Source organism: Pseudomonas sp. B6(2017) (assembly GCF_002112765.1).
GTDB classification, from domain to species: Bacteria; Pseudomonadota; Gammaproteobacteria; order Pseudomonadales; family Pseudomonadaceae; genus Aquipseudomonas; species Aquipseudomonas piscis.
The window spans coordinates 88,086-109,374 of the sequence record NZ_NEIQ01000020.1 but is presented as its reverse complement, the minus strand read 5'-3'; the positions used below and the strand labels follow the sequence as shown (position 1 = coordinate 109,374).

Annotated in this window: 28 protein-coding genes; all 28 read left to right on the top strand. The window is 64.8% G+C overall.

The features are described from left to right. The first annotated feature begins 591 nt into the window (after positions 1-591). The 28 genes from CAG11_RS28085 (at position 592) to CAG11_RS27950 (ending at position 21,266) form a co-directional block, all read left to right on the top strand. The gene (locus CAG11_RS28085) at positions 592-1,176 is read left to right on the top strand and encodes a hypothetical protein (RefSeq protein WP_085599309.1); all 585 of its coding nucleotides are present in this window, start codon (positions 592-594) and stop codon (positions 1,174-1,176) included. Beyond that, positions 1,173-1,355: a DUF2635 domain-containing protein gene (locus CAG11_RS28080; protein ID WP_022642608.1), complete on the top strand. Its 183-nt coding sequence runs from the start codon at positions 1,173-1,175 to the stop codon at positions 1,353-1,355. Before CAG11_RS28085 ends, CAG11_RS28080 begins: the two co-directional genes overlap by 4 nt. Next, entirely contained in the window at positions 1,355-2,851 is a 1,497-nt protein-coding gene (locus tag CAG11_RS28075) for a phage tail sheath subtilisin-like domain-containing protein (protein WP_085599307.1), read from the top strand. The genes CAG11_RS28080 and CAG11_RS28075 overlap by 1 nt, the downstream gene beginning before the upstream one ends. 63 nt (positions 2,852-2,914) lie before the next feature. Further along, the gene (locus CAG11_RS28070) at positions 2,915-3,262 is read left to right on the top strand and encodes a phage tail tube protein (RefSeq protein WP_022642610.1); all 348 of its coding nucleotides are present in this window, start codon (positions 2,915-2,917) and stop codon (positions 3,260-3,262) included. Continuing rightward, positions 3,259-3,555, top strand: a complete 297-nt coding sequence (locus CAG11_RS28065) for a phage tail assembly protein (protein ID WP_031321005.1) — start codon at positions 3,259-3,261, stop codon at positions 3,553-3,555. The genes CAG11_RS28070 and CAG11_RS28065 overlap by 4 nt, the downstream gene beginning before the upstream one ends. A 130-nt stretch (positions 3,556-3,685) precedes the next feature. Next, complete coding sequence (locus CAG11_RS33680; protein WP_158091444.1) at positions 3,686-5,647, top strand: phage tail protein; 1,962 nt, start codon at positions 3,686-3,688, stop codon at positions 5,645-5,647. After that, positions 5,634-6,872: a DNA circularization protein gene (locus CAG11_RS28055; protein ID WP_022642614.1), complete on the top strand. Its 1,239-nt coding sequence runs from the start codon at positions 5,634-5,636 to the stop codon at positions 6,870-6,872. The genes CAG11_RS33680 and CAG11_RS28055 overlap by 14 nt, the downstream gene beginning before the upstream one ends. Positions 6,873-6,875: 3 nt before the next feature. Further along, on the top strand, positions 6,876-7,916 hold the full coding sequence (locus tag CAG11_RS28050) for a phage baseplate assembly protein (RefSeq protein WP_085599305.1): 1,041 nt from the start codon (positions 6,876-6,878) through the stop codon (positions 7,914-7,916). Between the two features lie 83 nt (positions 7,917-7,999). Then, positions 8,000-8,509: a phage baseplate assembly protein V gene (locus tag CAG11_RS28045; protein WP_022642615.1), complete on the top strand. Its 510-nt coding sequence runs from the start codon at positions 8,000-8,002 to the stop codon at positions 8,507-8,509. Continuing rightward, positions 8,509-8,907 (top strand): phage GP46 family protein, encoded by a 399-nt coding sequence (locus tag CAG11_RS28040; protein WP_085599303.1) that lies wholly within the window; start codon positions 8,509-8,511, stop codon positions 8,905-8,907. The genes CAG11_RS28045 and CAG11_RS28040 overlap by 1 nt, the downstream gene beginning before the upstream one ends. Continuing rightward, positions 8,897-9,937: a baseplate J/gp47 family protein gene (locus tag CAG11_RS28035; protein ID WP_053135669.1), complete on the top strand. Its 1,041-nt coding sequence runs from the start codon at positions 8,897-8,899 to the stop codon at positions 9,935-9,937. Before CAG11_RS28040 ends, CAG11_RS28035 begins: the two co-directional genes overlap by 11 nt. Beyond that, entirely contained in the window at positions 9,925-10,524 is a 600-nt protein-coding gene (locus CAG11_RS28030; RefSeq protein ID WP_085599301.1) for a YmfQ family protein, read from the top strand. The genes CAG11_RS28035 and CAG11_RS28030 overlap by 13 nt, the downstream gene beginning before the upstream one ends. A 10-nt stretch (positions 10,525-10,534) precedes the next feature. Next, positions 10,535-11,473, top strand: coding sequence for a hypothetical protein (locus CAG11_RS34210; RefSeq protein WP_085599299.1), 939 nt, complete (start codon positions 10,535-10,537; stop codon positions 11,471-11,473). Positions 11,474-11,475: 2 nt separating this feature from the next. After that, entirely contained in the window at positions 11,476-11,874 is a 399-nt protein-coding gene (locus CAG11_RS28020) for a phage tail assembly chaperone (RefSeq protein ID WP_085599297.1), read from the top strand. Positions 11,875-11,887: 13 nt separating this feature from the next. Beyond that, on the top strand, positions 11,888-12,808 hold the full coding sequence (locus CAG11_RS28015) for a hypothetical protein (protein ID WP_085599295.1): 921 nt from the start codon (positions 11,888-11,890) through the stop codon (positions 12,806-12,808). Further along, positions 12,808-13,326: a phage tail assembly chaperone gene (locus tag CAG11_RS28010; RefSeq protein WP_085599293.1), complete on the top strand. Its 519-nt coding sequence runs from the start codon at positions 12,808-12,810 to the stop codon at positions 13,324-13,326. Before CAG11_RS28015 ends, CAG11_RS28010 begins: the two co-directional genes overlap by 1 nt. Before the next feature lie 139 nt (positions 13,327-13,465). Then, complete coding sequence (locus CAG11_RS28005) at positions 13,466-14,395, top strand: phage tail protein (RefSeq protein WP_085599291.1); 930 nt, start codon at positions 13,466-13,468, stop codon at positions 14,393-14,395. Further along, positions 14,396-14,887, top strand: coding sequence for a hypothetical protein (locus tag CAG11_RS28000; RefSeq protein ID WP_085599289.1), 492 nt, complete (start codon positions 14,396-14,398; stop codon positions 14,885-14,887). Positions 14,888-14,995: 108 nt separating this feature from the next. Continuing rightward, positions 14,996-15,889: a hypothetical protein gene (locus CAG11_RS33865; RefSeq protein ID WP_085599287.1), complete on the top strand. Its 894-nt coding sequence runs from the start codon at positions 14,996-14,998 to the stop codon at positions 15,887-15,889. Next, entirely contained in the window at positions 15,890-16,387 is a 498-nt protein-coding gene (locus tag CAG11_RS27990; protein ID WP_085599285.1) for a phage tail assembly chaperone, read from the top strand. 12 nt (positions 16,388-16,399) lie between these two features. After that, positions 16,400-16,963, top strand: a complete 564-nt coding sequence (locus tag CAG11_RS27985) for a glycoside hydrolase family 19 protein (protein ID WP_022642626.1) — start codon at positions 16,400-16,402, stop codon at positions 16,961-16,963. Between the two features lie 30 nt (positions 16,964-16,993). Then, positions 16,994-17,509 carry a hypothetical protein gene (locus CAG11_RS27980; protein ID WP_085599283.1) on the top strand — a complete coding sequence of 172 codons (516 nt, stop codon included), beginning with the start codon at positions 16,994-16,996 and terminating at the stop codon, positions 17,507-17,509. Between the two features lie 18 nt (positions 17,510-17,527). After that, entirely contained in the window at positions 17,528-18,052 is a 525-nt protein-coding gene (locus tag CAG11_RS27975) for a hypothetical protein (protein ID WP_085599281.1), read from the top strand. 3 nt (positions 18,053-18,055) lie between these two features. Further along, positions 18,056-18,667, top strand: a complete 612-nt coding sequence (locus CAG11_RS27970; RefSeq protein ID WP_085599279.1) for a phage baseplate assembly protein V — start codon at positions 18,056-18,058, stop codon at positions 18,665-18,667. 10 nt (positions 18,668-18,677) lie between these two features. Next, positions 18,678-19,010 carry a phage baseplate protein gene (locus CAG11_RS27965; protein ID WP_053135635.1) on the top strand — a complete coding sequence of 111 codons (333 nt, stop codon included), beginning with the start codon at positions 18,678-18,680 and terminating at the stop codon, positions 19,008-19,010. Beyond that, positions 19,007-20,002: a baseplate J/gp47 family protein gene (locus CAG11_RS27960; protein ID WP_085599277.1), complete on the top strand. Its 996-nt coding sequence runs from the start codon at positions 19,007-19,009 to the stop codon at positions 20,000-20,002. Before CAG11_RS27965 ends, CAG11_RS27960 begins: the two co-directional genes overlap by 4 nt. After that, entirely contained in the window at positions 19,999-20,733 is a 735-nt protein-coding gene (locus tag CAG11_RS27955) for a phage tail protein I (RefSeq protein WP_085599275.1), read from the top strand. Before CAG11_RS27960 ends, CAG11_RS27955 begins: the two co-directional genes overlap by 4 nt. Next, positions 20,730-21,266, top strand: coding sequence for a phage tail protein (locus tag CAG11_RS27950; protein WP_085599273.1), 537 nt, complete (start codon positions 20,730-20,732; stop codon positions 21,264-21,266). Before CAG11_RS27955 ends, CAG11_RS27950 begins: the two co-directional genes overlap by 4 nt. Positions 21,267-21,289: the final 23 nt, after the last annotated feature.

Below are 21,289 nucleotides of genomic sequence, written 5' to 3'. Positions count from 1 at the left end.
AATGAGGTAATGGCTAGGGGAACTGCTTAATCATTATTTTCATGAGTTGTAAATTGATTTAAATGTACAGCTCTCACGAATATTTAACCTTTATCGATCTTCTGTGTTAGTTGTTGAAGGCAGAGGATATATGGGGTGTTTTTATTGGTTTTTGAGTATCGTTTGTATGCTGAGAAATTTGGAGTCGTAGATGGTGATAAAAATATAATATTCTGAACGTATTCTGCTTGCTTCATGTTGGTGTGGCTATTAATTGACGGCGTCGTCCGTAACTAATCGAGATGCTAAGTTCAGGTTTTTTAATAAGGCTGGCAGGAGATATTCTGTTTCATTAAAGATTTGGTTTGTTACTTTATCTAGTTCGCCTGTTAGGGTGCCCTTGTAGTGCCAGTTGTGAGTGTCAGTGAGTGGTCTGTATAGGTCATGTGGGGATTAATGGTTTTTATGGGTTTAAATTTTTATTTGCTTTTTAATGGCTTGAGTAAAAATTAATTTTTCACGAGTAACGGTTTTATGGAGCTTCTACTTGTGCTTGGTTTCTAGTTTTTTAGTTGGTGTTTTTATTTAATTAACTTTTTGTTTGGTGGGACTATGCTCTTAATTAAGCTTATAAGGCAGCTCCAAGAATATTGCCCTCTATTAACGAATCGTTTCGTTATTGGATTTAGTCCAGGAGTATCGACAAGTAACACTACCCAAGCTCTTCCCGCTGCCTACCTCGCTCCCATCAACGACCTCGCCACTCCCTCCACCGCACAAAACACCTTCCGCCAGGTCATCCGCGACCGCTTCGAAGTCGCCTTGCTGCTCGATGCCACTCACCCGCAACAGGCCCTGGACCAGCTCCATGACCTGCGCGCCGATCTCTGGCGCGCGTTGGTGGGTTTCAAGCCCGGGGCCGAGTACAGCCCGATCCAGTACGAGGGCGGTGAGCTGGTGCCGGTGGGCAATGAGCGGTTGCTCTATCGCCTGCGCTTTTTCGCCGAGTTCCAGTTGGGGCGCAATCGTTCCGGGCAGCCGGCGGAAACCTGGCATGAACGTGAACTCGACGGCTTGCCGTCCTTTACCGGGGTCACGGTGCGGGTCGATGCCATCGATCCGGCGGATCCCAATTTGAAAAGCCCGGGCCCCGATGGGCGCCTGGAGCTGACTTTCTCAGGAGAGCTGAAGCAATGAGCAAACGCATCACCGTGCTGCCGGCCGCTGGCCGCGCCGTACCCGATCCGGAAGCGGGCGACCTGCTGCCGGTCACTGGCCGCGAAGTCACGGACAACGCCTGGTGGCGTCGCCGTCTGGCCGATGGCGATATCACCATCAACGCCGTGCAAGCGGCACAACCGAAGGGAGCCCAATAATGGCGATCGGATTCAGCAATATCCCCGCGGACATTCGTGTTCCGCTGTTCTATGCCGAGATGGACAACTCGGCGGCCAATAGCGCCTCGTCGGCCATGCGCCGGCTGATCGTCGCCCAGGTCAATGACAACGTGCCCGCCAGCGACGTAGGCAAGCTGGTGCTGGTGTCCAGCGTGGCCTTGGCCAAGAGCATCGGCGGCCAGGGTTCGATGCTGGCCTCGATGTTCGAGACCTTCCGCAAGACCGACCCGGTCGGCGAGATCTGGTGCCTGCCGCTGCACAACAGCGAAGGCAGCGTGGCCAAGGGCACTTTGACCCTGACCGGCAGCGCCACCGAGAGCGGCGTGCTCAACCTCTATGTGGGCGGCGTGCGGGTCCAGGCCGCCATCGCCAAGGGCGCCACCGCAGCCCAGGCGGCCACCGCCCTGGTGCAGAAGATCAACACCTCGGCCGACCTGCCGCTGAGCGCCAGCGCCGCCGAAGGCGTGGTGACCCTGAACGCCAAGTGGACCGGCGACAGCGGCAACGACATCAGCCTGCAGCTCAATCGCCTGGGCAAGAGCAACGGCGAGAGCACCCCGGAAGGCCTGGCCATCGTCATCGGCAAGATGGCCGGTGGTGCCGGCGTGCCTGACCAGGTCGCCGCGGTCGCCGCCCTGGGCGATGAACCGTTCGAGTTCATCTGCATGCCCTGGACCGACGTCGCCAGCCTCAACACCTGGCAAGCGGTCATGGATGACAGCGTGGGTCGCTGGTCCTGGGCCAAGCAGCTGTTCGGCCATGTCTACACCGCCAAGCGCGGCACCGTGGGCACCCTGGTCGCCGCCGGGCAGGCGCGCAACGACCAGCACATGACCATCCAGGCCCTGGAACCGGGCGTTCCGCAACCGGCCTGGGTCCAGGCTGCGGCACTGGCCGCGCGCACCGCGGTGTTCATCTCCGCCGATGCCAGCCGTCCGACCCAGAGCGGCAGCCTGCCGGGCCTGGACCCGGCCGCGGCCAGCGAGCGCTTCACCCTGACCGAGCGCCAGTCACTGCTCAACTACGGCATCGCCACCGCCTACTACGAAGGCGGCTACGTGCGCATCCAGCGTTCGATCACCACCTACCAGAAGAACGCTTTCGGCCAGGCGGACAACTCCTACCTGGACAGCGAGACCCTGCACCAGTCGGCCTACATCGTGCGCCGCCTGCAAAGCGTGATCACCAGCAAGTACGGGCGCCACAAGCTGGCCGCCGACGGCACCCGCTTCGGCGCCGGCCAGCCGATCGTCACCCCGAGCACCATTCGCGGCGAGCTGATCGCCCAGTACGCCAAGCTGGAGCTGGAAGGCCATGTGGAAAACGCCGAGCTGTTCGCCGAGCACCTGGTGGTGGAACGCGATGCCCGGGACCCGAACCGCATCAACGTGCTGTTCCCGCCGGACTACATCAACGGCCTGCGAGTGTTCGCGCTGCTCAACCAGTTCCGCCTGCAGTACGACAACGTCGCCTGAACGCGCGTTCGACTGTGAATCCAGCCCACCTTGCGTGGGCTTTTTATTGAAGGGAGAAACACCATGGGTCAAGTGATTGCGGGCACCTGCTACGTCAAGGTCGACGGTGCTCAACTGACGATCAACGGCGGCTGCGAGGCGCCGCTGATGTCCACCAAGCGTGAAACCGTCGTGCCGGGTTTCTACAAGGAAGTCGAGGTCACCCCGACATTCAAGGTCACGGCGCTGCACACCCCGGACTTCCCGCTCAAGCAGCTGGTGGCCGGTACCGACATGACCGTCACCTGCGAATTCAACAACGGCAAGGTCTTCGTCCTGGCCGGCGCCTACCTGGTGGACGAGCCGGTATCCAAGGGCGACGACGCCAGCATCGCGCTGGTGTTCAACGGCGTGAAGGGGACCTGGCAATGACTCAAGTCGTGAAGCTGCAAGTGGCCATCGAGGCCCACGGCGAAACGCTCGACGAACTGACCCTGCGCCGCCCGACGGTGCAGGAGGTGCGCAACATCAAGGCGCTGCCGTACCGGATCGACAAGAGCGAGGAAGTGAGCCTGGACATGGATGTCGCGGCCAAGTACATCGCGGTCTGCGCCGGTATCCCACCGTCCTCGGTGAACCAGCTGGACCTGGCCGACCTCAACGGCCTGAGCTGGGCCGTCGCGAGTTTTTTCATGAGTGCGGCGTCGCAGCCATCGGCGACCTGATCGCGGCCGCCTATGACCTGGCCTGGTTCTGGAAGGTTGACCCCGAACAGATGATGGCCAGGCCATTGGATGTGCTCCGCGAGTCACTGGAGCACGCGCAACGGATCAATGCGATGCAGCAGGTGCAGTGATGGCCAATATTCAACAAAGCATGAGCCTGACGAACATCCAGACCACGGTGCACATGTCCGTGGTGGTGCTCGGCGCACAGAAACTCGAAGCCCAGATGTCGGGGATCCGCGCCAGGATCGGCGCCTTCAAGAAGAGCATCGAGGACAGTGGCCTCGGCTCCCTCGACCTGGGCGGCTTCATCAAGGGTGGAGGTTTGCTGGAGCCGTTCATCCATGGCATCAAGCAGGCGATCAAGGCCGAGGACGACCTGCAAGCCAGCAGCCAGCAACTCACCCAGCTCAAGGCACCGCAAGTGCCCCTGGGTGAAACCTCGGCTCACCTCAAGCAGTTCGACGACGCCTTGCAAGGGGTGTCGCTGAAGATGGGTCAGGCGCTGCTGCCGGCGGTCAACCAGCTGATCACCGGGCTGATCCCGCTGATCAGCAGCATCGGCAGCTTCATCGCCGACAACCCGGCCCTGGTGGAAGGCTTGGCCGCTGCGGCCGTGGCCTTCACCGTGGTTACCACTGGGGCCATGGGCCTGGCGGCGGTGGTCGGCCTCTTGGCCTCGCCGGTGGGCATCGTGGCGGCGGCGATCGCCGTGGCCGCTGGTTTGATCGTGGCCTACTGGGAGCCGATATCCGGGTTCTTCAGCGGGATCTGGAACAGCCTGCAGCAGGCGGCGCAGGTGGCCTTCGCCACCTTCAAGAGCCTGTTCGGCTGGAGCCCGTTGCAGGCCCTGGCCGGTGCCTGGGGCGCGCTCACGGGGTTCTTCTCCGGGCTCTGGAGCTCGGTGGTCGGCGAGGCGACCCAGGCCTGGGCACCGCTCAGCGAGTTCTTCAGTGGCTTGTGGCAGGGCATCCAGGCCCTGGCGTTGCCGCTGTTGGACTTCTTCAAGACCTTGTTTTCCTGGAGCCCGCTGGGGCTGGTGATCGATAACTGGCAGCCATTGACCGGGTTGTTCTCGGCGCTGTGGGAGCTGTTGCGGGCACTGTCGGTGCCGGTGATGAGCTTCTTCAAGACCCTGTTCGACTGGTCGCCCCTGGGCCTGGTGATCAACAACTGGCAGCCGCTGCTGGGCTTTTTCGGGCGCTGCTGGGATGGCCTGCGGGCGCTGTCGGAACCGGTGCTGGGCTTCTTCAAGACCTTGTTCGACTGGTCGCCCCTGGGCCTGGTGATCAATAACTGGCAGCCGCTGCTGGGCTTTTTCGGACGCTGTTGGGATGGCCTGCGGGCCCAGGCGGAACCGGTGTTGGGGTTCTTCAAGACCCTGTTCGACTGGTCGCCCCTGGGCCTGGTGATCAATAACTGGCAACCGCTGATGGACTTCTTTTCGGCCACCTGGGACCAGTTGCTGGCGCTGAGCGCGCCGGTGGGCGAGTTCTTTCGGGCGCTGTTCGATTGGTCGCCGATGCCGCTGGTCAATGCGGCCTGGGAGCCCGTGGCCGGGTTCTTCAGTGGCTTGTGGGACTCGCTGCTGGCGGTCACGGCGCCGGTCCAGGGGTTCTTGCAGGAGCTGTTCAACTGGTCGCCCATGGACATGGTCACGGCCAACTGGCAGCCCATCGCCGACTGGTTCTCGGCGTTCTGGGACAAGCTCAAGGGCACCCTGGGCGGTATCCGGGAAATGCTCGGCGGCAGCTTTGGCGGCTTCATCGCCAAGATCACCGGCAAGGTCGAAGGCCTGACCGAGGCCCAGCAGCGCACCAACGCCGAAGGCAAGGGCCAGTTGGCCCCGGCATTCTTCGGTGCCGAGGCTTCGCCGGCGGCGCGCAACCTGAACCAGGGCTCTGGTGCGTTGGTGCAACAGAGTGCGGCCAACAACCGCACGCAACTCGAAGGCGGCCTGACGGTGCGCTTCGAAAACGCCCCGGCGGGCATGCGCACCAGCCAGCCGCAGACCAACCAGCCGGGCCTGGCGGTGACTCCGCGCATCGGCTATCGCTCACTTTCCCTAGGAGGTTCCAATGAGCTGGCGTGATCGGTTGTTGCCGGCGTCGTTTCGCGGCGTCGGTTTCTGGGTCGACCAGGCCAAGACCCCGGTGGGCCAGAAGGGCCAGTTGCATGAGTACCCCCAGCGCGACCAGCCCTTCTATGAAGGGCTCGGCCAGCAAGCCAAGGTCCACGACCTGACGGCCTTCATCGTGGGCGAGAACTGCCTGGAGCAGCGCGACCAATTGCTCCAGGCCCTGGAGCAGGGGGCCGGGGAACTGGTCCACCCTTGGCTGGGACGGATGCAGGTCAAGGTCGGCGAGTGCGAAATGACCCATACCCGCCAGGACGGCGGCCTGGTGACGTTCGCCCTCAAGTTCCACCCCGACCAGCCGCTGCTGTTCCCCACGGCGGTGGTCAACTCCCGCGAGCAATTGCTGGTGGCCGCCGACAGCCTGCTGGGTTCGGCGGTGCGGCGCTTCGAGGAGGTCATCAGCCTGATCAAGGCCGCACGGATCGCGGTCAAGGAACTGCGCGATTGCCTCAAGGACGTCTACGCGGTGATCGAGCATGAGTTCAAGGAGCTGATCGACACCTACAAGGACCTGCGCCAGCTGGTGCTGGCGCTCAAGGAGCTGCCCAGGGAGGTCAGCGCCGAGTTCAAGGGCTTGCTCAAGGACATCCGCGAGCTCAAGGACTTCGCCCGCGAGGGTTATCGAGGGGTGCTGGCCAACGCTTCGCAACAGGTCGAGGCGGCGAAGAAGATCGATACGCCCAAGCTCACCACCGGCAAGGACACGGTGGCCGCGGCCCAGGCCATGGCCAACCTGGTGCAGGACATGCTGCTGGTGAAGCTCGGCTACCAGGTCGCGCAGATGCCGGCGGCAGCGCCGGTGGTCAAGCTCAACTCCACGCCTTCGGTGGCCCAGCAGGCGGTCCAGCCGGTACGCCGCCTGGATGTACCGGTGGCCGAGGATGTGCTGAGCCTGCGCGATGCCCTCAATGAGGTGATCTGGCAGGCCGCGCTCAAGGCCGATGCCCTGCATTACCAGGCTCTTAACAGCCTGCGCCAGCAGCTGTTCGGCCATCTCACGGCGGTGTCGTCCACCGGAGTGCGGCTGCTGACCCTGTCGCCCAAGCAGAGCCTGCCGGCCCTGGTGGTGGCCTACCAGCGCTTTGGCGATGCCACTCGGGTGGGGGAGGTGAGCCAGCGCAACAAGGCGGTGCATCCTGGCTTCCTGCCGCCGGCCGATCTGAAAATCGCCGAGGTGTAGGCCATGAACCCAGCACAAGATGCCGTCACCCTGACCGTTGACGGCCTGGACTACGGCGGCTGGAAAAGCGTCGAGATCAGCGCGGACCTGGAGCGCCAGTTCCGCAGCTTCAGCCTCAACATCACCTGGCAGTGGCCGGGGCAACTGGAGGTCAAGCCGATCAAGCCCGGCTCGCGCTGCCAGGTGCGTATCGGCAGCGACCTGGTGCTCACCGGCTACGTGTACAAGGCGCCGGTCAGCTATGACGCGCACCAGGTCAGCCTGAGCATCGAAGGCAGTTCGTTGACCCAGGACCTGGCCGACTGCGCGGCCATCAACCGCCCGAGCCAGTGGCAGGAGCAGAGCCTGTTGAGCATCGTCCAGGCCCTGGCGGGCGCCTATGGCGTGGGCGTGGTCAGCGAGATCCCGCAGACCGCCAAGCTTGGCAAGCACAGCATCGTGCCCGGGGAGACGGTGTTCCAGTCCATCGACCGCTTGCTGACCCTGTACCGGGTGTTCTCCACCGACGATGCCGAGGGCCGGGTGCTGCTGGCCAAGCCTGGCAGTAGCGGGCGGGCCAGCGATGCTCTGGAGCTGGGCAAGAACATCCTGTCGGCTAATGCGCCGATGGATTTCAGCCAGGTGTTCTCCGAGTACCGGGTCATTGGCCAGCACAAGGGCAGCGACCAGAAAAGCGGCGCTGCGGTCGCCGAGGTCTCGGGCCAGGCCCGGGACCCGAGCATGGCGCGCAAGCGGGTCACGGTGATCAGCGAAAGCGCGCAGCTGACCCCTGAACTGGCCCAGCAGCGGGCCGACTGGGAGAGTGCCACCCGCATGGGCAAGGCGCTGACCACCAGCTATCGGGTCCAGGGCTGGCGCCAGGGCAACGGCGATTTGTGGCGGCACAACACCCTGGTGCGGGTGATCGACAAGGTCCTGGGCTTCGACCAGGACATGCTGATCTCCAAGGTCACCTATTCGCTCTCCGAACAGGGCTCGATCACCACCTTGCAAGTGGCGCCGCCACACACCTTCGACGCCAACCCCGTCCCCGCGAAAACCTGAGCCGCCCCCGGCGGCGTACAGGCCACCGGGGCCCGCCATTGCCTGCCCGATGCGTCGGGCCCGGGCCAGCCAAGGAATCCACCATGAGCCTACTGACACGCCTGTTGGCGCGCGGCACCGTCGTGCTCGCCAACTCGGCCAACAAATTGCAATCGCTCCAGATGCGCCTGACCGCTGGCGAAGTGAATGACGACATGGAGCATTTCGAGCCCTACGGTTTCACCAGCAATCCGCTGGCCGGGGCCGAAGGCATCGCCACCTTCCTCGGTGGCGACCGCTCCCACGCCGTGGTGCTGGTGGTCGCTGATCGCCGCTATCGCCTCCAGGCCCTGGCGCCCGGCGAGGTGGCGATCTACACCGACGAAGGCGACAAGGTGCACTTCAAGCGTGGCCGGGTGATCGATATCCAGACCGGCACCCTGAACATCCGGGCGGACACGGCGGTGAACATCGATACGCCGACCCTGACCCAGACCGGCAAGATCGTCTCCCAGGGCGACCAGGTGGCCGGTGGCATCAGCCAGATGCGCCACCAGCATGCCGGCGTGCAGCCGGGCCCCGGCCAGACCGGCGCACCGGTGGGAGGCCCATGATGTTCCTCAGCCACGACCTCAAGACCGCGCTGACCCGTTCGGTGCTGATCAGCCTCTACACCTGGCGCCGCGCTGCCGCCGATGACGTGCTCGACGATGACGAGCGCTTCGGCTGGTGGGGCGACAGTTTTCCCACGGTGGCCGACGACCGCATCGGCTCGCGGCTGTGGTTGCTGCGCCGGGTCAAGCTGACCCGCCAGACCCAGCTCGATGCCGAGTTCTACGCCCGCGAAGCCCTGCAATGGCTGATCGACGATGGCCATTGCAGCGCCGTGGACATCAGCAGCGAACGCCTCGACGCCCAACGCCTGAACCTGCGCATCGTGCTGGTACTGGCCGGTGGCGAGCGCCTGGACATCAACCCCGAACACAGTTGGCAGGTGACCTATGCCGTTTGAAACGCCTTCGCTGCCGGTGCTGATCAAGCGCACCCAAAGCGACCTGGCCAGCGATTCGCTGCGCCAGTCCGATGCCCAAGTCCTGGCCCGAACCCTCAGCGGCGCCGCCTTTGGCCTGTATGGCTACCTGGATTGGATCGCCGAGCAGATCCTGCCGGACAAGGCCGATGAGTCGACCCTGGAACGGATCGCCGCCCTGCGCTTGAACCAGCCACGCAAGGCCGCCCAGGCGGCCAGCGGCAACGTCAGCTTCATGGCTTCGGCCGGGGCGGTGCTGGATGTCGATACGCTGCTGCAGTCCAGCGATGGCCGCAGCTACAAGGTGACCGCCGCGCGGACCACCAGCAGCGGCCTGAACAGCACCAGCATCGCTGCCCTGGATGCCGGTTCCCTGGGCAATGCCGAGGCCGGCCTGAGCCTGATCCCGGTGCAGCCGATCCAGGGCATCAGCGGCAGCTTCACGGTGCTGGCGCCAGGGCTGGTGGGCGGCGTCGCGCGCGAGAGCCTGGAGTCGCTGCGCTCGCGGGTGATCCGTTCGTACCGGGTCATTCCCCACGGCGGCTCGGCCCAGGACTACGAGACCTGGGCCCTGGAGTGCCCCGGCGTGACCCGCGCCTGGTGCCGCGGCAGCTACCTCGGGCCGGGCACCGTGGGCCTGTTCGTGATGCGTGACGATGATCCGCACCCGGTGCCGGATGCCGCGCAACTGGCCGAGGTGCAAGCGCATATCGAGCCGCTGCGGCCGGTGACCGCCGAGGTCCACGTGCTGGCCCCAGTGCAGCAGCCAGTGACCTATCGCCTGCGCCTGAGCCCGGACACCAGCGCCGTGCGCGCCGCGGTGCAAGCCCAGTTGCGCGACCTACACCACCGTGAAGCCGGTCTCGGCGAAACCTTGCTGCTGACCCATATCGCCGAAGCCATCAGCAGTGCCACCGGCGAGAACGACCACAAGCTGATGGCGCCCAGCGCCGACGTACCGGCCGCCAACAACCAGCTGCTGACCTTCGGAGGTTGCGTATGGCTGGAATGAGAAGCGCGGCCCAGTACCAGGAACAACTGCGCAGCTTGCTGCCCAGCGGCCCGGCCTGGGACCCGGAGCAAGTGCCTGAACTGGAGCAGGTGCTCGAAGGCATCGCCCAGGAACTGGCGCGCCTGGATGCCCGGGCCGCCGACTTGCTCAACGAGATGGACCCGGCCGGGGTCAGCGAGCTGGTGCCGGACTGGGAGCGGGTGATGGAGCTGCCCGACCCCTGCCTGGGGGCCACGCCGCTGTTCGACGACCGCCGCCTGGCGGTGCGCCGGCGCTTGCTGGCGGTGGGTAGCCAGGCGCTGAGCTACTACGTGGAAATCGCCCGCAGCCAGGGTTACCCCAACGCCACCATTACCGAGCTGGAGACTCCGCGCATGGGTCGCGCCCGCTTCGGCTCGGCGCACTTCGGCACCTGGCAGGCGCAGTTCATGTGGACGCTCAACACCGGCGGCCGGTTGCTGCTCGGCCGGCGCTACGGTGCCAGCTACTGGGGCGAACGCTTCGGCATGAACCCCGGATCGGCCCTGGAGTGCCTGATCCACCGCAGCGCCCCGGTCCATACCCGGGTGCATATCAATTACGACTAGAGGGCAGGTGATGGACTTTCCCAGAAGTGTACCCAGTGCGGGCCTGGTCAACGGCCGGTTCGTCGATGAAAACCCGCTGACCGGGACGCCCGGCTCGTTGATCACCGCCGCCTGGGGCAATGGCGTGACCGAAGAGTTGCTCAATGTGATTCGTGCGGCGGGCATCACACCAGCCGAAAGCGAATCGGACCAGCTGCTCAGGGCCTTGAAGGGCGTGCTGGCCCAGGATGCCCAGCCCCTGGCCGCGTTGGCCTTTCCCACCGTGGCCACGGCCGACGGGCGTATCGCGGTGACACCGGGTACGGCTGCGGCGGGCGGCACGGTCATGGTGCCCGGCGGGGTGCTGGTCAGCTTGGGCGAAGAAGCCCTGGTGGGCATCACCGCCCGTCCGCGGGCGCTGTACAGCGTGCCCTGGATGTCCCCCGACCTGGAGATCAACAGCACCTACTTCTTGCGCATGCAGGTCATGGGTGGGGCGTTGGGTTGCTACCTGCAAAAGGGCACCGACAACGATGCCGTTCCCCCTGCGCTCAAGGGCGCCGCCGGCGCCTCCGGAGGTGGTTTCGATTCCACCTGCATCGACATGCTCCTGGCCAAGGTGGTCACCGCCGGTGCCGGGACCCTGCCCAAGCTGACCTTGCTGGCCAACAAGGCACGGCTGGAAGCCGTGGGGGTCTGGTCCGGAGCTAGCGGCAGTTACTCGCTGCCCCTGAACTGGGCCAGGAAACCCCGGGCCTACGTTGCGGGAATGATGGACTACGACGACCTCGTCAAGACCGACTACAGCATCGTGGCCGAGGATACTGGCCATAACTTCAGGGCAGCGACATCGGTCATGCCCGAAGGTGGTTTCAGCGATCGCTACATGGGGCGTGTACTGATCCTGTCCTGGGCGCAGAACACCAGTAGCGCAGGGGTGATCAACGCCCGTGTCAGATGGGAGGCCTAGGGATGAAAGCCTTTATCGAACAGGGCGTGGTGACGGCCCTGGTGAGCGGCGATATCGACGGTGGCGTCGAGCTGCCGCCAGGCCTTGCGGTGGGCGTCGGCTGGCGCTACCAGGATGAGCTGTTCAGCCCGGCTCCGGACAGCCTTGGCGCCGAACCACAGCAGCCGCTTTTGCAAGCCGAGCGCGACTGGCGCCGCACGACCCTGGCCGGGACCGACTGGCTGGTGGCCCGCCACCGCGATGAACTCGACGCTGGCGCCCCGGCGACCCTGGGGCGCAAACAGTTCGCCAAGCTGCTGGCTTACCGCCAGGCCCTGCGGGACTGGCCAGCCTCGGCCGGCGAGTCACAAACCCAAGCGCGACCCGAGCCGCCCAAGTGGCTGGCGCAGTTGCCCCGCTGACAGGACATGAACCATGGATTATCCGAAAAGCGTACCCAGCGCGGGCCTGGTCAATGGCCGCTTCGTCGATGAAAACCCGCTGACCGGCTCGCCGGGATCGCTGATTCCCGCTGACTGGGGCAATGGCGTCACCCAGGAGATCCTCAACGTCATCAAGGCGGCCGGCCTGGTGCCGGATGAACGCAAGACTGACCAGCTGACCCAGGCCATTGGCGAGTTGCTCGACTTCAAGCGCTTGAAGAACACCCCCACCACCCTGGGCGGCTACGGCATCAGCGATGCCAGCGGGCGGCTGTTGGCGGTGAAGCAGTTCGAAACCGTGGGCATCACCCTGTATCGGCCCGATCCCAGGGCCAAGCGCATTCGCGTACGCCTGGTGGGCGCCGGTGGTTCCGGCGGCGGCTGCCAGCCGGTGCCCGCAGGTAGTTTCACCGTGGGTGGCGGCGGTGGTTCCGGTGCCTATGCCGAGGGCTTGTTCGACGTGAGCCCACAGATGCTCTCGGGGGTGCCCATTACCCTGGGGGCCGGTGGCGAGGCGCGTGCGGTCGCGGGCACCACGGGAGGCAGTAGTTCCTTCGGTAGCCACATGAGCGCAACCGGAGGTCAGGGTGGGCAGGTGCTTACCCTAGCCTCGAGCACTATTAACTTTGTGCATGGGGGCATGGGAGGCAGTTCTGTAACTGGCGGCAATCTTGCCAGCGCGCGAGGTACGCAGGGTGGATATGCCATGAGCAATCCGAACTGGGGAACAGCGGCAGGTTTTGGTGGGGCTAGTCCGTTCGACGGTGGCGCTCCCCTTACGGGTCTTAATACTCCGGGGTTTGCAGGAAGTCGCGGTTCGGGTGGGGGTGGTAGTTGCTCGTCCAACACCACTGCCGCCTGCTTGAGCGGCGCCGGTGGCAATGGCTTTTGTGAAATCTGGGAGTACGCGTGATGGCCCGTTATGTCCGTGTGGAAGAGGGCGTGGTGGTCGAGTTGATCGAGACCGGCGACTACGCCATCGCTGATTTGTTCGCCCCGCAGTTCCTCGCAGCCATCCACCCTGCGCCCACGGGGCGCGAAGTGCGGGTGGGCATGCAATGGCAGGCCAGCCCAGTGCCGCCTTCGGCGGCTGAGGTAACCGAACCGGTGGTTGCGCCGCTGGCGACACCGCCGGGCGACAAGCTGGAAACCATGGCCCGGGCCCACGTGGCCGAAGTGGTGGCCCAGGGGGCGGAAGCCCGGGAGCGACAATGGCGCAGCGACAGCCTGGAAGCCAGCCAGTGGCTGGCGGCCCGGCACCGCGATGAACAGGACCTGGGCCGTGGCACCCGCCTTAGCGCGCAGCAGTACCTGGAATTGCTGGAGTACCGCCAGGCCTTGCGTGAATGGCCCGATTGCCAGGGGTTTCCGGCCGTGGCGGCGCGCCCGCAGGCCCCCCAATGGTTGCCAGGCAACCTGCCTGGCCAATGACCGGCGCGAATCCTTCGAGCCGTTTTCAATCATCTCAAGACGCCTGCCCGCCATCCCGGGTGCCGACGTTGCCTGGCCGTTGGCCGAGCCGCGTCGCACCCGGGGCGTAGCGGTGGGCGTCCTCTTCAGGACATCACCTGTGGACTATCCAAAAAGCGTGCCCAGCTCCGGGCTGGTCAATGGCCGGTTCATCGATGAAAACCCGGTTGCCGGCACGCCGGGGTCGCTGATCCCGGCCAGCTGGGGCAACGCGATCACCGATGAAATCCTCAATGTGCTGTCGGCCGCGGGCATCGCTCCGCTGGAAGGCAGCAACAACCAGCTGATCACCGCGCTGCGCAGCGGCGCGCTGTTCCAGACCAAGCCGCAGTTCGACAACGGCAAGTCGGCGGCCACCACCGAGTTCGTGCAACGCGCCCTGGGCTCGCTGCGCGATGTGGCGGTCTACAACGCGGCCACCACCCTGACCGCCGCCGATATCGGTCGTTGCGTGCGCTTCGGTTATGGCGGCTACAGCATCACCTTGCCCGCGGCCGGACCGGCCATCGCCAATGGCAGCGCCCTGTACCTGATGAACACCGGCACCGGGGCCATGACCGTGGTGGTCAATGGTGGCGACAAGATCGCCGTCGGCAACGGCTACCTCGGCAGCTTCGAGTTCGGCGTGGGCGATTCGGTGGTGCTGGTCAAGCACCTCAATGGCGAGTGGACGGCGCTGCTGGGCAGCGTACCGATGCGCTACATGCCGGGTTTTGCCTGTTCGTTGAACACCACGGGTTATCAGAAATTGCCCAGTGGCCTGATCGTGCAGTGGCTCATCGGTGGCTCCGACAGCAACGGCAACATGACTCTGTCGCTACCCATCCAGTTTCCCAACGCGGTGCTGGGTGGCATCGCCAACGAAAGTCATCCCCAGGGTTGGGGTGCCACGGGCCGGACCACGGTCTGGGCCTTCGACCTGCCCAGCAGCAACAAGGCGGTGGTGGTGGCCAAGTCCCGGGATATCTTTGGGACCAACGCCCCCATTCCGACTGCCATCGGCGGCCGCATCCTGGTTTGGGGGTATTGAATGAGCAAGTATTTTCTAGCGCAGACCCTGGGTTTCCTGTGCTCCGACGAGCATGAACCGGCGCTGCTGGAGCAGGCGGTGAAGATCACCGACCTGGAGTACCAGAAGCTGTTCGAGGGTCAGGCCCAGGGCCGGGCCATCGCCGCCGACGAGTTGGGCCGGCCGATCCTGGTGGAACGCCCCGGGCCTTCGGCCGAGACCTTGGCGCTGATCGAGCGGGCCTGGCGCGACGGTCAATTGCAGGCGACCGACGGCGTGGTGGCACGCCATCGCGATGAGCTGGACGCCGGTGGCGCCACCAGCTTGTCGGCGGCTCAATTCCAGAGCCTGCAGGATTATCGACGGCTGTTGCGCCAATGGCCGGCCCAGGACGAATTCCCCGCTAGCGACAAGCGCCCCGTACAAGTGATGCCGGCACCGGCAGCGGCTCCCGCGGTGAAGCGCACCCGGGCCAGAAAGCCCGCGCAACCGGCGCCGGATGCAGCGTCCTGATGCGGCACTGATATTCATTTTCAGCGTGAGCTGTCCTGACCGAGCACCGCCATAAATGGCGGGACTGTGCTCGTCAGTCGAAAAGCCAGAGATGGCAGGAGTTAAACAATGGATTATCCAAGGAGCGTGCCCAGCGTTGGCTTGGTCAACGGCAGGTTCGTGGATGAGGATGCCGTGGCGGGAACCCCCGGGTCGCTGATTTCCGCGAGCTGGGGCAATTCGGTGACCGAAGAATTGCTGAACGTTATCCGGGCCTCGGGTACCACACCGGTCGAAGGGGTGAACAACCAGCTGCTGACGGCCTTGCGTGGCAAGGGCGCTTTCGATACGGCGCCGAAGTTCGATGCGAGCAACAAGGTCGCGACCACCGAATTCGTGCAGCGGGCCCTGGGCAGTTACTCGGGGCAAGTCAACTATGATCGCGACGTGGCCCTGGCCCCTGGCGATGTCGGCAAGCTGATTGCCCTGACGGCCCCAGTGACCGTGACCTTGCCCGAGTGGGCGGCGGTGGCACCCGGTGGCCTGGTCACGGTGTTCGGCTGGGGCGGGGCCTTTACCGTGCAGGGCCGGGCTGGTGACAACCTTTCGCAGATCTCCGGTGCCAGCAGTGGCCCGATGACCTTCACCGCAGGTACCCGGGCGGTATTCCGGCGCAACCTGTATGACCGTGGCTGGAGCCTGGACGATGGCGATGCCGCGCTGAAGTATTCGCCCATGTTCAGCGCTTCGTATGGCGCTTCGGGTTTTCAACGACATCCGAGCGGCATCATCGATCAGTGGGGAATTTGCACCAGCAATGAATCCGGTGACGCCTACGTCACCTTTCCGGTTGCCTTTCCAAATGGCGTGCGCTCCATTGTGGCCAACCATGCCGGCACCGGTGCGGCCATGGTGATTGCAGTATGGAACAAGGTAACCAACCAAGGTTGCCAGCTGAGGGTTTTCAACCACTTGGGGAACAGCTCGCAGTGGCTCATCTATTACCGAGTAGTGGGGTACTGAATGAACAACTCGACGATCTTTTTCAGCCCAAGCACCTGTGGTGCCTACTTGCCGGCGATCCATGGCAGCGATATGCCGGACGATGTGGTGGAGGTGCCCGAGCGCTACTGGCATTCGCTGTTGAGCGAGCTGGCCCTGAGCCCGAAGAAAATGGCCGCCAGGGACGATGGTTATCCGGTCCTGGTCGACTTGCCGGCCCCCGATGCGCAGTGGCTACAGGAGAACGAACGTAGCTGGCGCGACGCGCAGTTGCTGCAAACCGATGGGGTGGTGGCCCGGCATCGCGACCAACTGGAGGCCGGGGTAGAAACGACTCTCTCGGCCGCCGAGTTCGCCAGCTTGCAGCAGTATCGCCAGCAGTTGCGCGACTGGCCTGTCCAGCAGGCTTTTCCGCAGCAGGCGCTGCGCCCGCAACTTGCGGTGGCCGAATCGATTTCGGCCGAGTCCAGGAGCTCATCCAACCCACTGTTCGCGCTGTTTCGTGGGAAGAACAAATGAAAGGAATCCTCTATGTCGATCACTGAAGAGCAGTTGCTCAAGATCATGCCGAACGCCCGCCGCCAAGCGGGCGTTTTCGTATCCCCGCTCAACGCTGCCATGGCTCGCCGGCAGATCGATACGCCCAAGCGCCAGGCGGCGTTCCTGGCGCAGATCGGCCATGAATCGGGGCAGTTGCAGTACGTGCGCGAGCTGGGCAACGACCAGTACCTGAGCAAGTACGACACCGGCACCCTGGCCGCGCGGCTGGGCAATACCCCCGAGGCCGATGGCGACGGCCAGCGCTATCGCGGGCGTGGGCTGATCCAGGTCACCGGGCGCAGCAACTATCGCCAGTGCAGCCTTGGCCTGTTCGGCGACGAGCGCCTGCTGGAGTTGCCCGAGCTGCTGGAGCAGGCGCAATGGGCCGCCGAATCCGCAGCCTGGTTCTGGGAGCGGGCGGGGCTCAATGCCCTGGCCGATCGTGACGAATTCAACGCCATCACCCGGCGCATCAATGGCGGTCTGAACGGCCTGGAAGATCGCCGCCAGCTCTGGGGCCGGGCGCGCTCGGTACTGGGCCTGCCGGCCGCCTGAGGCCGCCGGCGTGCGCCAAGGAGAATCAGCATGAACATTCGCAGTTGGCTGGCCGTGGCGGTCATGGCCGGGCTGCTCTATGCCCTGGGCTATATCACCGGGGTTGGCAGCGAGCGTAGCCGCAACCACGTCCTGGACGAGGCGCGCCTGCGCCAGTCCTTCGAACAGAGCCAGGCCCTGGGTACGGTCAAGGAGAAGGTGGTGGTCGAGTACGTCGACCGCATCGTCAAGGTCCACCAGGCGGGCACCACTATTACCAAGGAGGTTCCTATCTATGTTTCCCAAGCCGCTGATAGTGCTTGCGTGGTGCCTGCCGGTTTTGTCCGGGTGCACGACGCCGGTGCCCGCAACCTGCCCGTGGCCGCAGGCCCCCGCGGCACTGATGGCGCCGCCTCGGGCCTTGCACTCTCTACCGTCGCCGCCAGCGTCGTCGACAACTACAACCAGTGCCACGCCAACGCCGAGCAACTGAAGGCGTTGCAGCAGTGGGTGCGCGAGTCCCAGGCCCTGCTGCAGGGCGCCCCAGCGGTGGCCCGGCATCCCTGAGGGGAACAGGAGACTTTCATGTCCGTACCGGATATTCGTAAACCTTCCGAACTGCTGCAGGCCATCGAGCGTGGCTTGTGCCAGGCCGAACCAGGGCTGCAGGTGGGCACGCGCCAGGACTTCGACAACACCTCGGGGCAGCCCTGGTTTTTGCTGGATATCGAGCGCAACCAGCAGGCTCCGCGTTCCTTCCAGGGGCGCCAGGCGCAGTTGCTGCGCATCGTCCTGCAGCTGCGTGTGCCGCGCCAGGCGGGTTCGGCCCAGGCCGCCTGGGACCTGGCCAGCCGGCTGCTGACGGTGCTGGTGGATAACCGCTGGGGCTGGTCGGCCGAGCAGTGTGGCGCGGCGGGCAACATCGTCGCGCAGCCTTTGCCGGTGACCGATCCGCAGCCGACCCATGACGCCTGGAGCTTGAGTTTCGAGCAGGCCATCTACCTGGGCCCGACGCTGCTGGATGACCCTGTGGGCAAGCCGCTGTTCGCCCGCACCTGGGAAGTCTCCAGCATTGACGATCCGAGCCAATACCGAGCCCTGGAGGACTGAACCATGTTCGATGCCGTCCTTAGGGTGCAACTGGCCCCGATCATCGAGCGCCTGGCCGAGATGGAAACCGAGCTGGACGACCTGCATCGGCGTGCCGAGAGTTTCTGCCGGATCGGCGTTTGCCATTCGGTGGACGCCGCCAGCAATACCTGCCGGGTCAGCCATGGCGACCTGCTAACCCCGGCCATCCGTTTCTTCAACCCCAGCGCCGGGGAGCAGAGCGAGTCGCGCATTCCTTCGGTGGGCGAGCAATGCCTGTTGCTCAACCATGGCGCGGGGGAGGGCGGGGGCCAGTCGGTGGCTTTGTTCGGCCTCAACAGCCAGCGCTTTCCCCCGGCCGCCACGGTCGCCGGCCTGACCCGTCGGCAATACCGCGACGGCAGCCAGAGCAGCTACGACGACACCAGCCACACCCTGAACTGGAGCAACGGCCCGGCGGCATTCAGCGGCAGCCGTGAAGCGCTGGAGTTGAGCCTGGGCAATGCCCGCCTGGTGATGACTGCCGATGCCGTGGACCTGAGCCTGGGCGCCAGCGGCCTGCGGCTGGACGCCGGAGGTGTGCACTTGCGCGGCCCGCTGGTGGAGCACCAGGGCCGAGTCATCAGTACCGCATAAGGAGTTCGCCATGATCGGCGTTGATAGACACACCGGGGCAGCGGTCGATGACTGGCTGCAATTCGTCCAGCGTGCCACCCGAGCGCTGACTACCCCTTTGGGCACCCGGCAGAAGCGGCCGCTGTACGGTTCGCTGATTCCCCAGTTGCTGGGGCGCAATCTCGGCGACGACCTGCTGGTCCTGGCCCAGAGCCACGCCGCCGAGGCGTTCTACAACAAGGCCAACGGCATTGCCGACTTCGAGCCCGAGGTCATAGTCGCCAGCCGCCAGGGCGCGGGCTTGCTACTGCGCTTCGCCGGGACCTGGAACAACCGCCGGCAATCCTTCGAGGTGGTGACATGAGCATGCTGATTCCCGGGCAGAACCAGCTCGAAGAACCGGAGATCGTCAAGGTCGATGAGTTCGAGCCGTTGCTGGCCGAGTTCAAGGCCTTCGTCCTTGACTATGTGGCCGCCCGTTCGCCGGAGCAGGCGGCCAAGTTGCGCACCAGCCTGGACAACGAAAGCGAACTGCTGACCATGGCCCTGGAGGCCTTCTGCGTGCGCTTGCAGACCCACGAGCGCAAGTACAACGCGCGGATCCGCCAGATGCTGGCGTGGTGGGCCACCGGCAGCAACCTGGACGCGCGCCTGGCCGACATGGGCCTGGAGCGCCAGCTGCTGGTGCCGGGCGACGACCAGGCCTTTCCGCCGGTGCCGCCGGTATACGAAAGCGACGACGATGCGCGGCTGCGCTATTACCTGGCGCCCCACGCGCCAGCGGCCGGTTCGCGGATGCAGTATCGACGGGAGATCTTCACCCTGGGGGAGCGGCCGGTGGTCAAGGTCGACTCCGGCGCCGCCGGGGTGGTGACGGTCACCTACACCTTCGACCCGGATGGCTTCGCCGCCCAGGTCAAGGATGGCAACGCCCGGCGCACGGCGCCGGGGGAGGTGATGGTGACGGTGCTGTCGCGCTCGGGGGATGGCGCGCCGTCGGCAGAGTTGCTTGATGGCGTGCGCAGGCACTTCGCCCGCCCGGATGTGAAGCCGGAAACGGATCGGGTCACCGTCCAGGCAGCGCAAATCTTGCCCTACCGGATTCGTGTGGTGGCCAAGATCAATCCGGGACCCGATTCCGGACTGACCAAGGTCGCGACACAGCAACAGCTCCAGGCCTACGCCGACAGCTGTCACCGCCTGGAGGGGCGGGTCGACCCGAGCTGGATCGATTTCACCTTGCACAAGGCAGGTGCGGTGCAGCTGGAGATCCTCGAGCCTTTGCAGCCCATAGTCACCAGTGCATTCCAGGCGCCTTACTGCCTGGGGGTTGAAGTGGAGGTGCGGATTCTATGAACGAAGACAATGCACCTTCGAGCTTGCTACCGAGCAACAGCTCGGCACTGGAAAAGGCTCTCGACCTGGGGTTTGCCCGGTTGCTGGAGCGTGTGGCACCGCCGTTTTCCCAGTTGATGGACCCGGCCCGTACCCCGGCGCAGTTCCTGCCTTACCTGGCTGCAGACCGTGGGGTCAACGAGTGGGATGCCGGAGCCGGTGAAACCGAAAAGCGCCTGACCGTGGCGTTGTCCTGGCAGATCCAGCGCCAGGCCGGGACCCACAAGGCCTTGAGCCACGCGGTCGAGTCCCTGGGCTTCAAGCCCAATATCGCGGCCTGGTACGAACAACGGCCCCAGGCACACCCCTACACCTTCGATGTGCAGGCCGTCATCGTGCGGGACTGGTCCAGTGGCGATCACAACCGCTTGATACGGCGCATCAACGCCGCCAGGAGCGAGCGCGACGAGGGCACCATCACTGTGGTCCACCAGACCGCTGCCGGCCTGGGCGTGGCCGCGGCCGCCGAGCCGGGCCTGAGCATCGGCGACGACAGCCACCCGGGCGCATTGCCCCAAGTCCGCCTGCATGGGGCTTTGGGCGTGGGCGCTGGGGTCGGTACGCCATTGAGCGATGGCGAGCTGTGCCTGGCCGGCGTGCTGCCTGAATTCGGGCTCGATGCCCGACTCAACAATGCTGGGGTTGCCCAGCACTACACCATCAACGACTACGACCTCAGGGCGCAGCTATGACAGAAGACATTACGCGCTTGGTTCGCTTCACTTCCGCCGGTCTGGAGGAAGTGCTGGCGGCCAAGAACCAAGGCTTGAAAGGGCAGATCACCCACATCGGCGCCGGTACCGCTCGCTACGATCCGAGCGGTTCGCAAACCAGCCTTCGCGATGAGCGGCAACGGGTGGCAATCGTGGATTACGAGGATCTGGGTTCGAACCAGCTACGGATGGCGGCGCTGTTCGATGGGGCGGACGAATACGAGATCGGCGAGTTCGGTTTCTACCTGGCCAGCGGTACGTTGCTGGCGGTGTATTCGGTGGCCGGCAAGCTGCTGACGTACAAGGCCGCCGCTGCCCGGGTACTGCAGAAATTCACCCTGGATATCTCGCCGTTGCCGGCCCAGAGCGTGACCGTGGTGGTCGGGAGCGAGAATCTCAACATCTTGCTGGCAGATGAGCTGGCCACGCTCTCGGCGGCCAGCATCGACCATATGAACCGGGGCCTCGACGTGCTGTTTCGCCTGCGAGCCCTGGAAAAAAGGACCGTCTGACGGGCCTTGAATCAGGCTTGCAG

Excerpts from the sequence above, each read along its gene's own strand:
- CAG11_RS28085 (WP_085599309.1), top strand. The coding sequence starts at position 592 with ATGCTCTTAATTAAGCTTATAAGGCAGCTCCAAGAATATTGCCCTCTA.
- CAG11_RS28080 (WP_022642608.1), top strand. The coding sequence starts at position 1,173 with ATGAGCAAACGCATCACCGTGCTGCCGGCCGCTGGCCGCGCCGTACCC.
- CAG11_RS28075 (WP_085599307.1), top strand. The coding sequence starts at position 1,355 with ATGGCGATCGGATTCAGCAATATCCCCGCGGACATTCGTGTTCCGCTG.
- CAG11_RS28070 (WP_022642610.1), top strand. The coding sequence starts at position 2,915 with ATGGGTCAAGTGATTGCGGGCACCTGCTACGTCAAGGTCGACGGTGCT.
- CAG11_RS28065 (WP_031321005.1), top strand. The coding sequence starts at position 3,259 with ATGACTCAAGTCGTGAAGCTGCAAGTGGCCATCGAGGCCCACGGCGAA.
- CAG11_RS33680 (WP_158091444.1), top strand. The coding sequence starts at position 3,686 with ATGGCCAATATTCAACAAAGCATGAGCCTGACGAACATCCAGACCACG.
- CAG11_RS28055 (WP_022642614.1), top strand. The coding sequence starts at position 5,634 with ATGAGCTGGCGTGATCGGTTGTTGCCGGCGTCGTTTCGCGGCGTCGGT.
- CAG11_RS28050 (WP_085599305.1), top strand. The coding sequence starts at position 6,876 with ATGAACCCAGCACAAGATGCCGTCACCCTGACCGTTGACGGCCTGGAC.
- CAG11_RS28045 (WP_022642615.1), top strand. The coding sequence starts at position 8,000 with ATGAGCCTACTGACACGCCTGTTGGCGCGCGGCACCGTCGTGCTCGCC.
- CAG11_RS28040 (WP_085599303.1), top strand. The coding sequence starts at position 8,509 with ATGTTCCTCAGCCACGACCTCAAGACCGCGCTGACCCGTTCGGTGCTG.
- CAG11_RS28035 (WP_053135669.1), top strand. The coding sequence starts at position 8,897 with ATGCCGTTTGAAACGCCTTCGCTGCCGGTGCTGATCAAGCGCACCCAA.
- CAG11_RS28030 (WP_085599301.1), top strand. The coding sequence starts at position 9,925 with ATGGCTGGAATGAGAAGCGCGGCCCAGTACCAGGAACAACTGCGCAGC.
- CAG11_RS34210 (WP_085599299.1), top strand. The coding sequence starts at position 10,535 with ATGGACTTTCCCAGAAGTGTACCCAGTGCGGGCCTGGTCAACGGCCGG.
- CAG11_RS28020 (WP_085599297.1), top strand. The coding sequence starts at position 11,476 with ATGAAAGCCTTTATCGAACAGGGCGTGGTGACGGCCCTGGTGAGCGGC.
- CAG11_RS28015 (WP_085599295.1), top strand. The coding sequence starts at position 11,888 with ATGGATTATCCGAAAAGCGTACCCAGCGCGGGCCTGGTCAATGGCCGC.
- CAG11_RS28010 (WP_085599293.1), top strand. The coding sequence starts at position 12,808 with ATGGCCCGTTATGTCCGTGTGGAAGAGGGCGTGGTGGTCGAGTTGATC.
- CAG11_RS28000 (WP_085599289.1), top strand. The coding sequence starts at position 14,396 with ATGAGCAAGTATTTTCTAGCGCAGACCCTGGGTTTCCTGTGCTCCGAC.
- CAG11_RS33865 (WP_085599287.1), top strand. The coding sequence starts at position 14,996 with ATGGATTATCCAAGGAGCGTGCCCAGCGTTGGCTTGGTCAACGGCAGG.
- CAG11_RS27990 (WP_085599285.1), top strand. The coding sequence starts at position 15,890 with ATGAACAACTCGACGATCTTTTTCAGCCCAAGCACCTGTGGTGCCTAC.
- CAG11_RS27985 (WP_022642626.1), top strand. The coding sequence starts at position 16,400 with ATGTCGATCACTGAAGAGCAGTTGCTCAAGATCATGCCGAACGCCCGC.
- CAG11_RS27980 (WP_085599283.1), top strand. The coding sequence starts at position 16,994 with ATGAACATTCGCAGTTGGCTGGCCGTGGCGGTCATGGCCGGGCTGCTC.
- CAG11_RS27975 (WP_085599281.1), top strand. The coding sequence starts at position 17,528 with ATGTCCGTACCGGATATTCGTAAACCTTCCGAACTGCTGCAGGCCATC.
- CAG11_RS27970 (WP_085599279.1), top strand. The coding sequence starts at position 18,056 with ATGTTCGATGCCGTCCTTAGGGTGCAACTGGCCCCGATCATCGAGCGC.
- CAG11_RS27965 (WP_053135635.1), top strand. The coding sequence starts at position 18,678 with ATGATCGGCGTTGATAGACACACCGGGGCAGCGGTCGATGACTGGCTG.
- CAG11_RS27960 (WP_085599277.1), top strand. The coding sequence starts at position 19,007 with ATGAGCATGCTGATTCCCGGGCAGAACCAGCTCGAAGAACCGGAGATC.
- CAG11_RS27955 (WP_085599275.1), top strand. The coding sequence starts at position 19,999 with ATGAACGAAGACAATGCACCTTCGAGCTTGCTACCGAGCAACAGCTCG.
- CAG11_RS27950 (WP_085599273.1), top strand. The coding sequence starts at position 20,730 with ATGACAGAAGACATTACGCGCTTGGTTCGCTTCACTTCCGCCGGTCTG.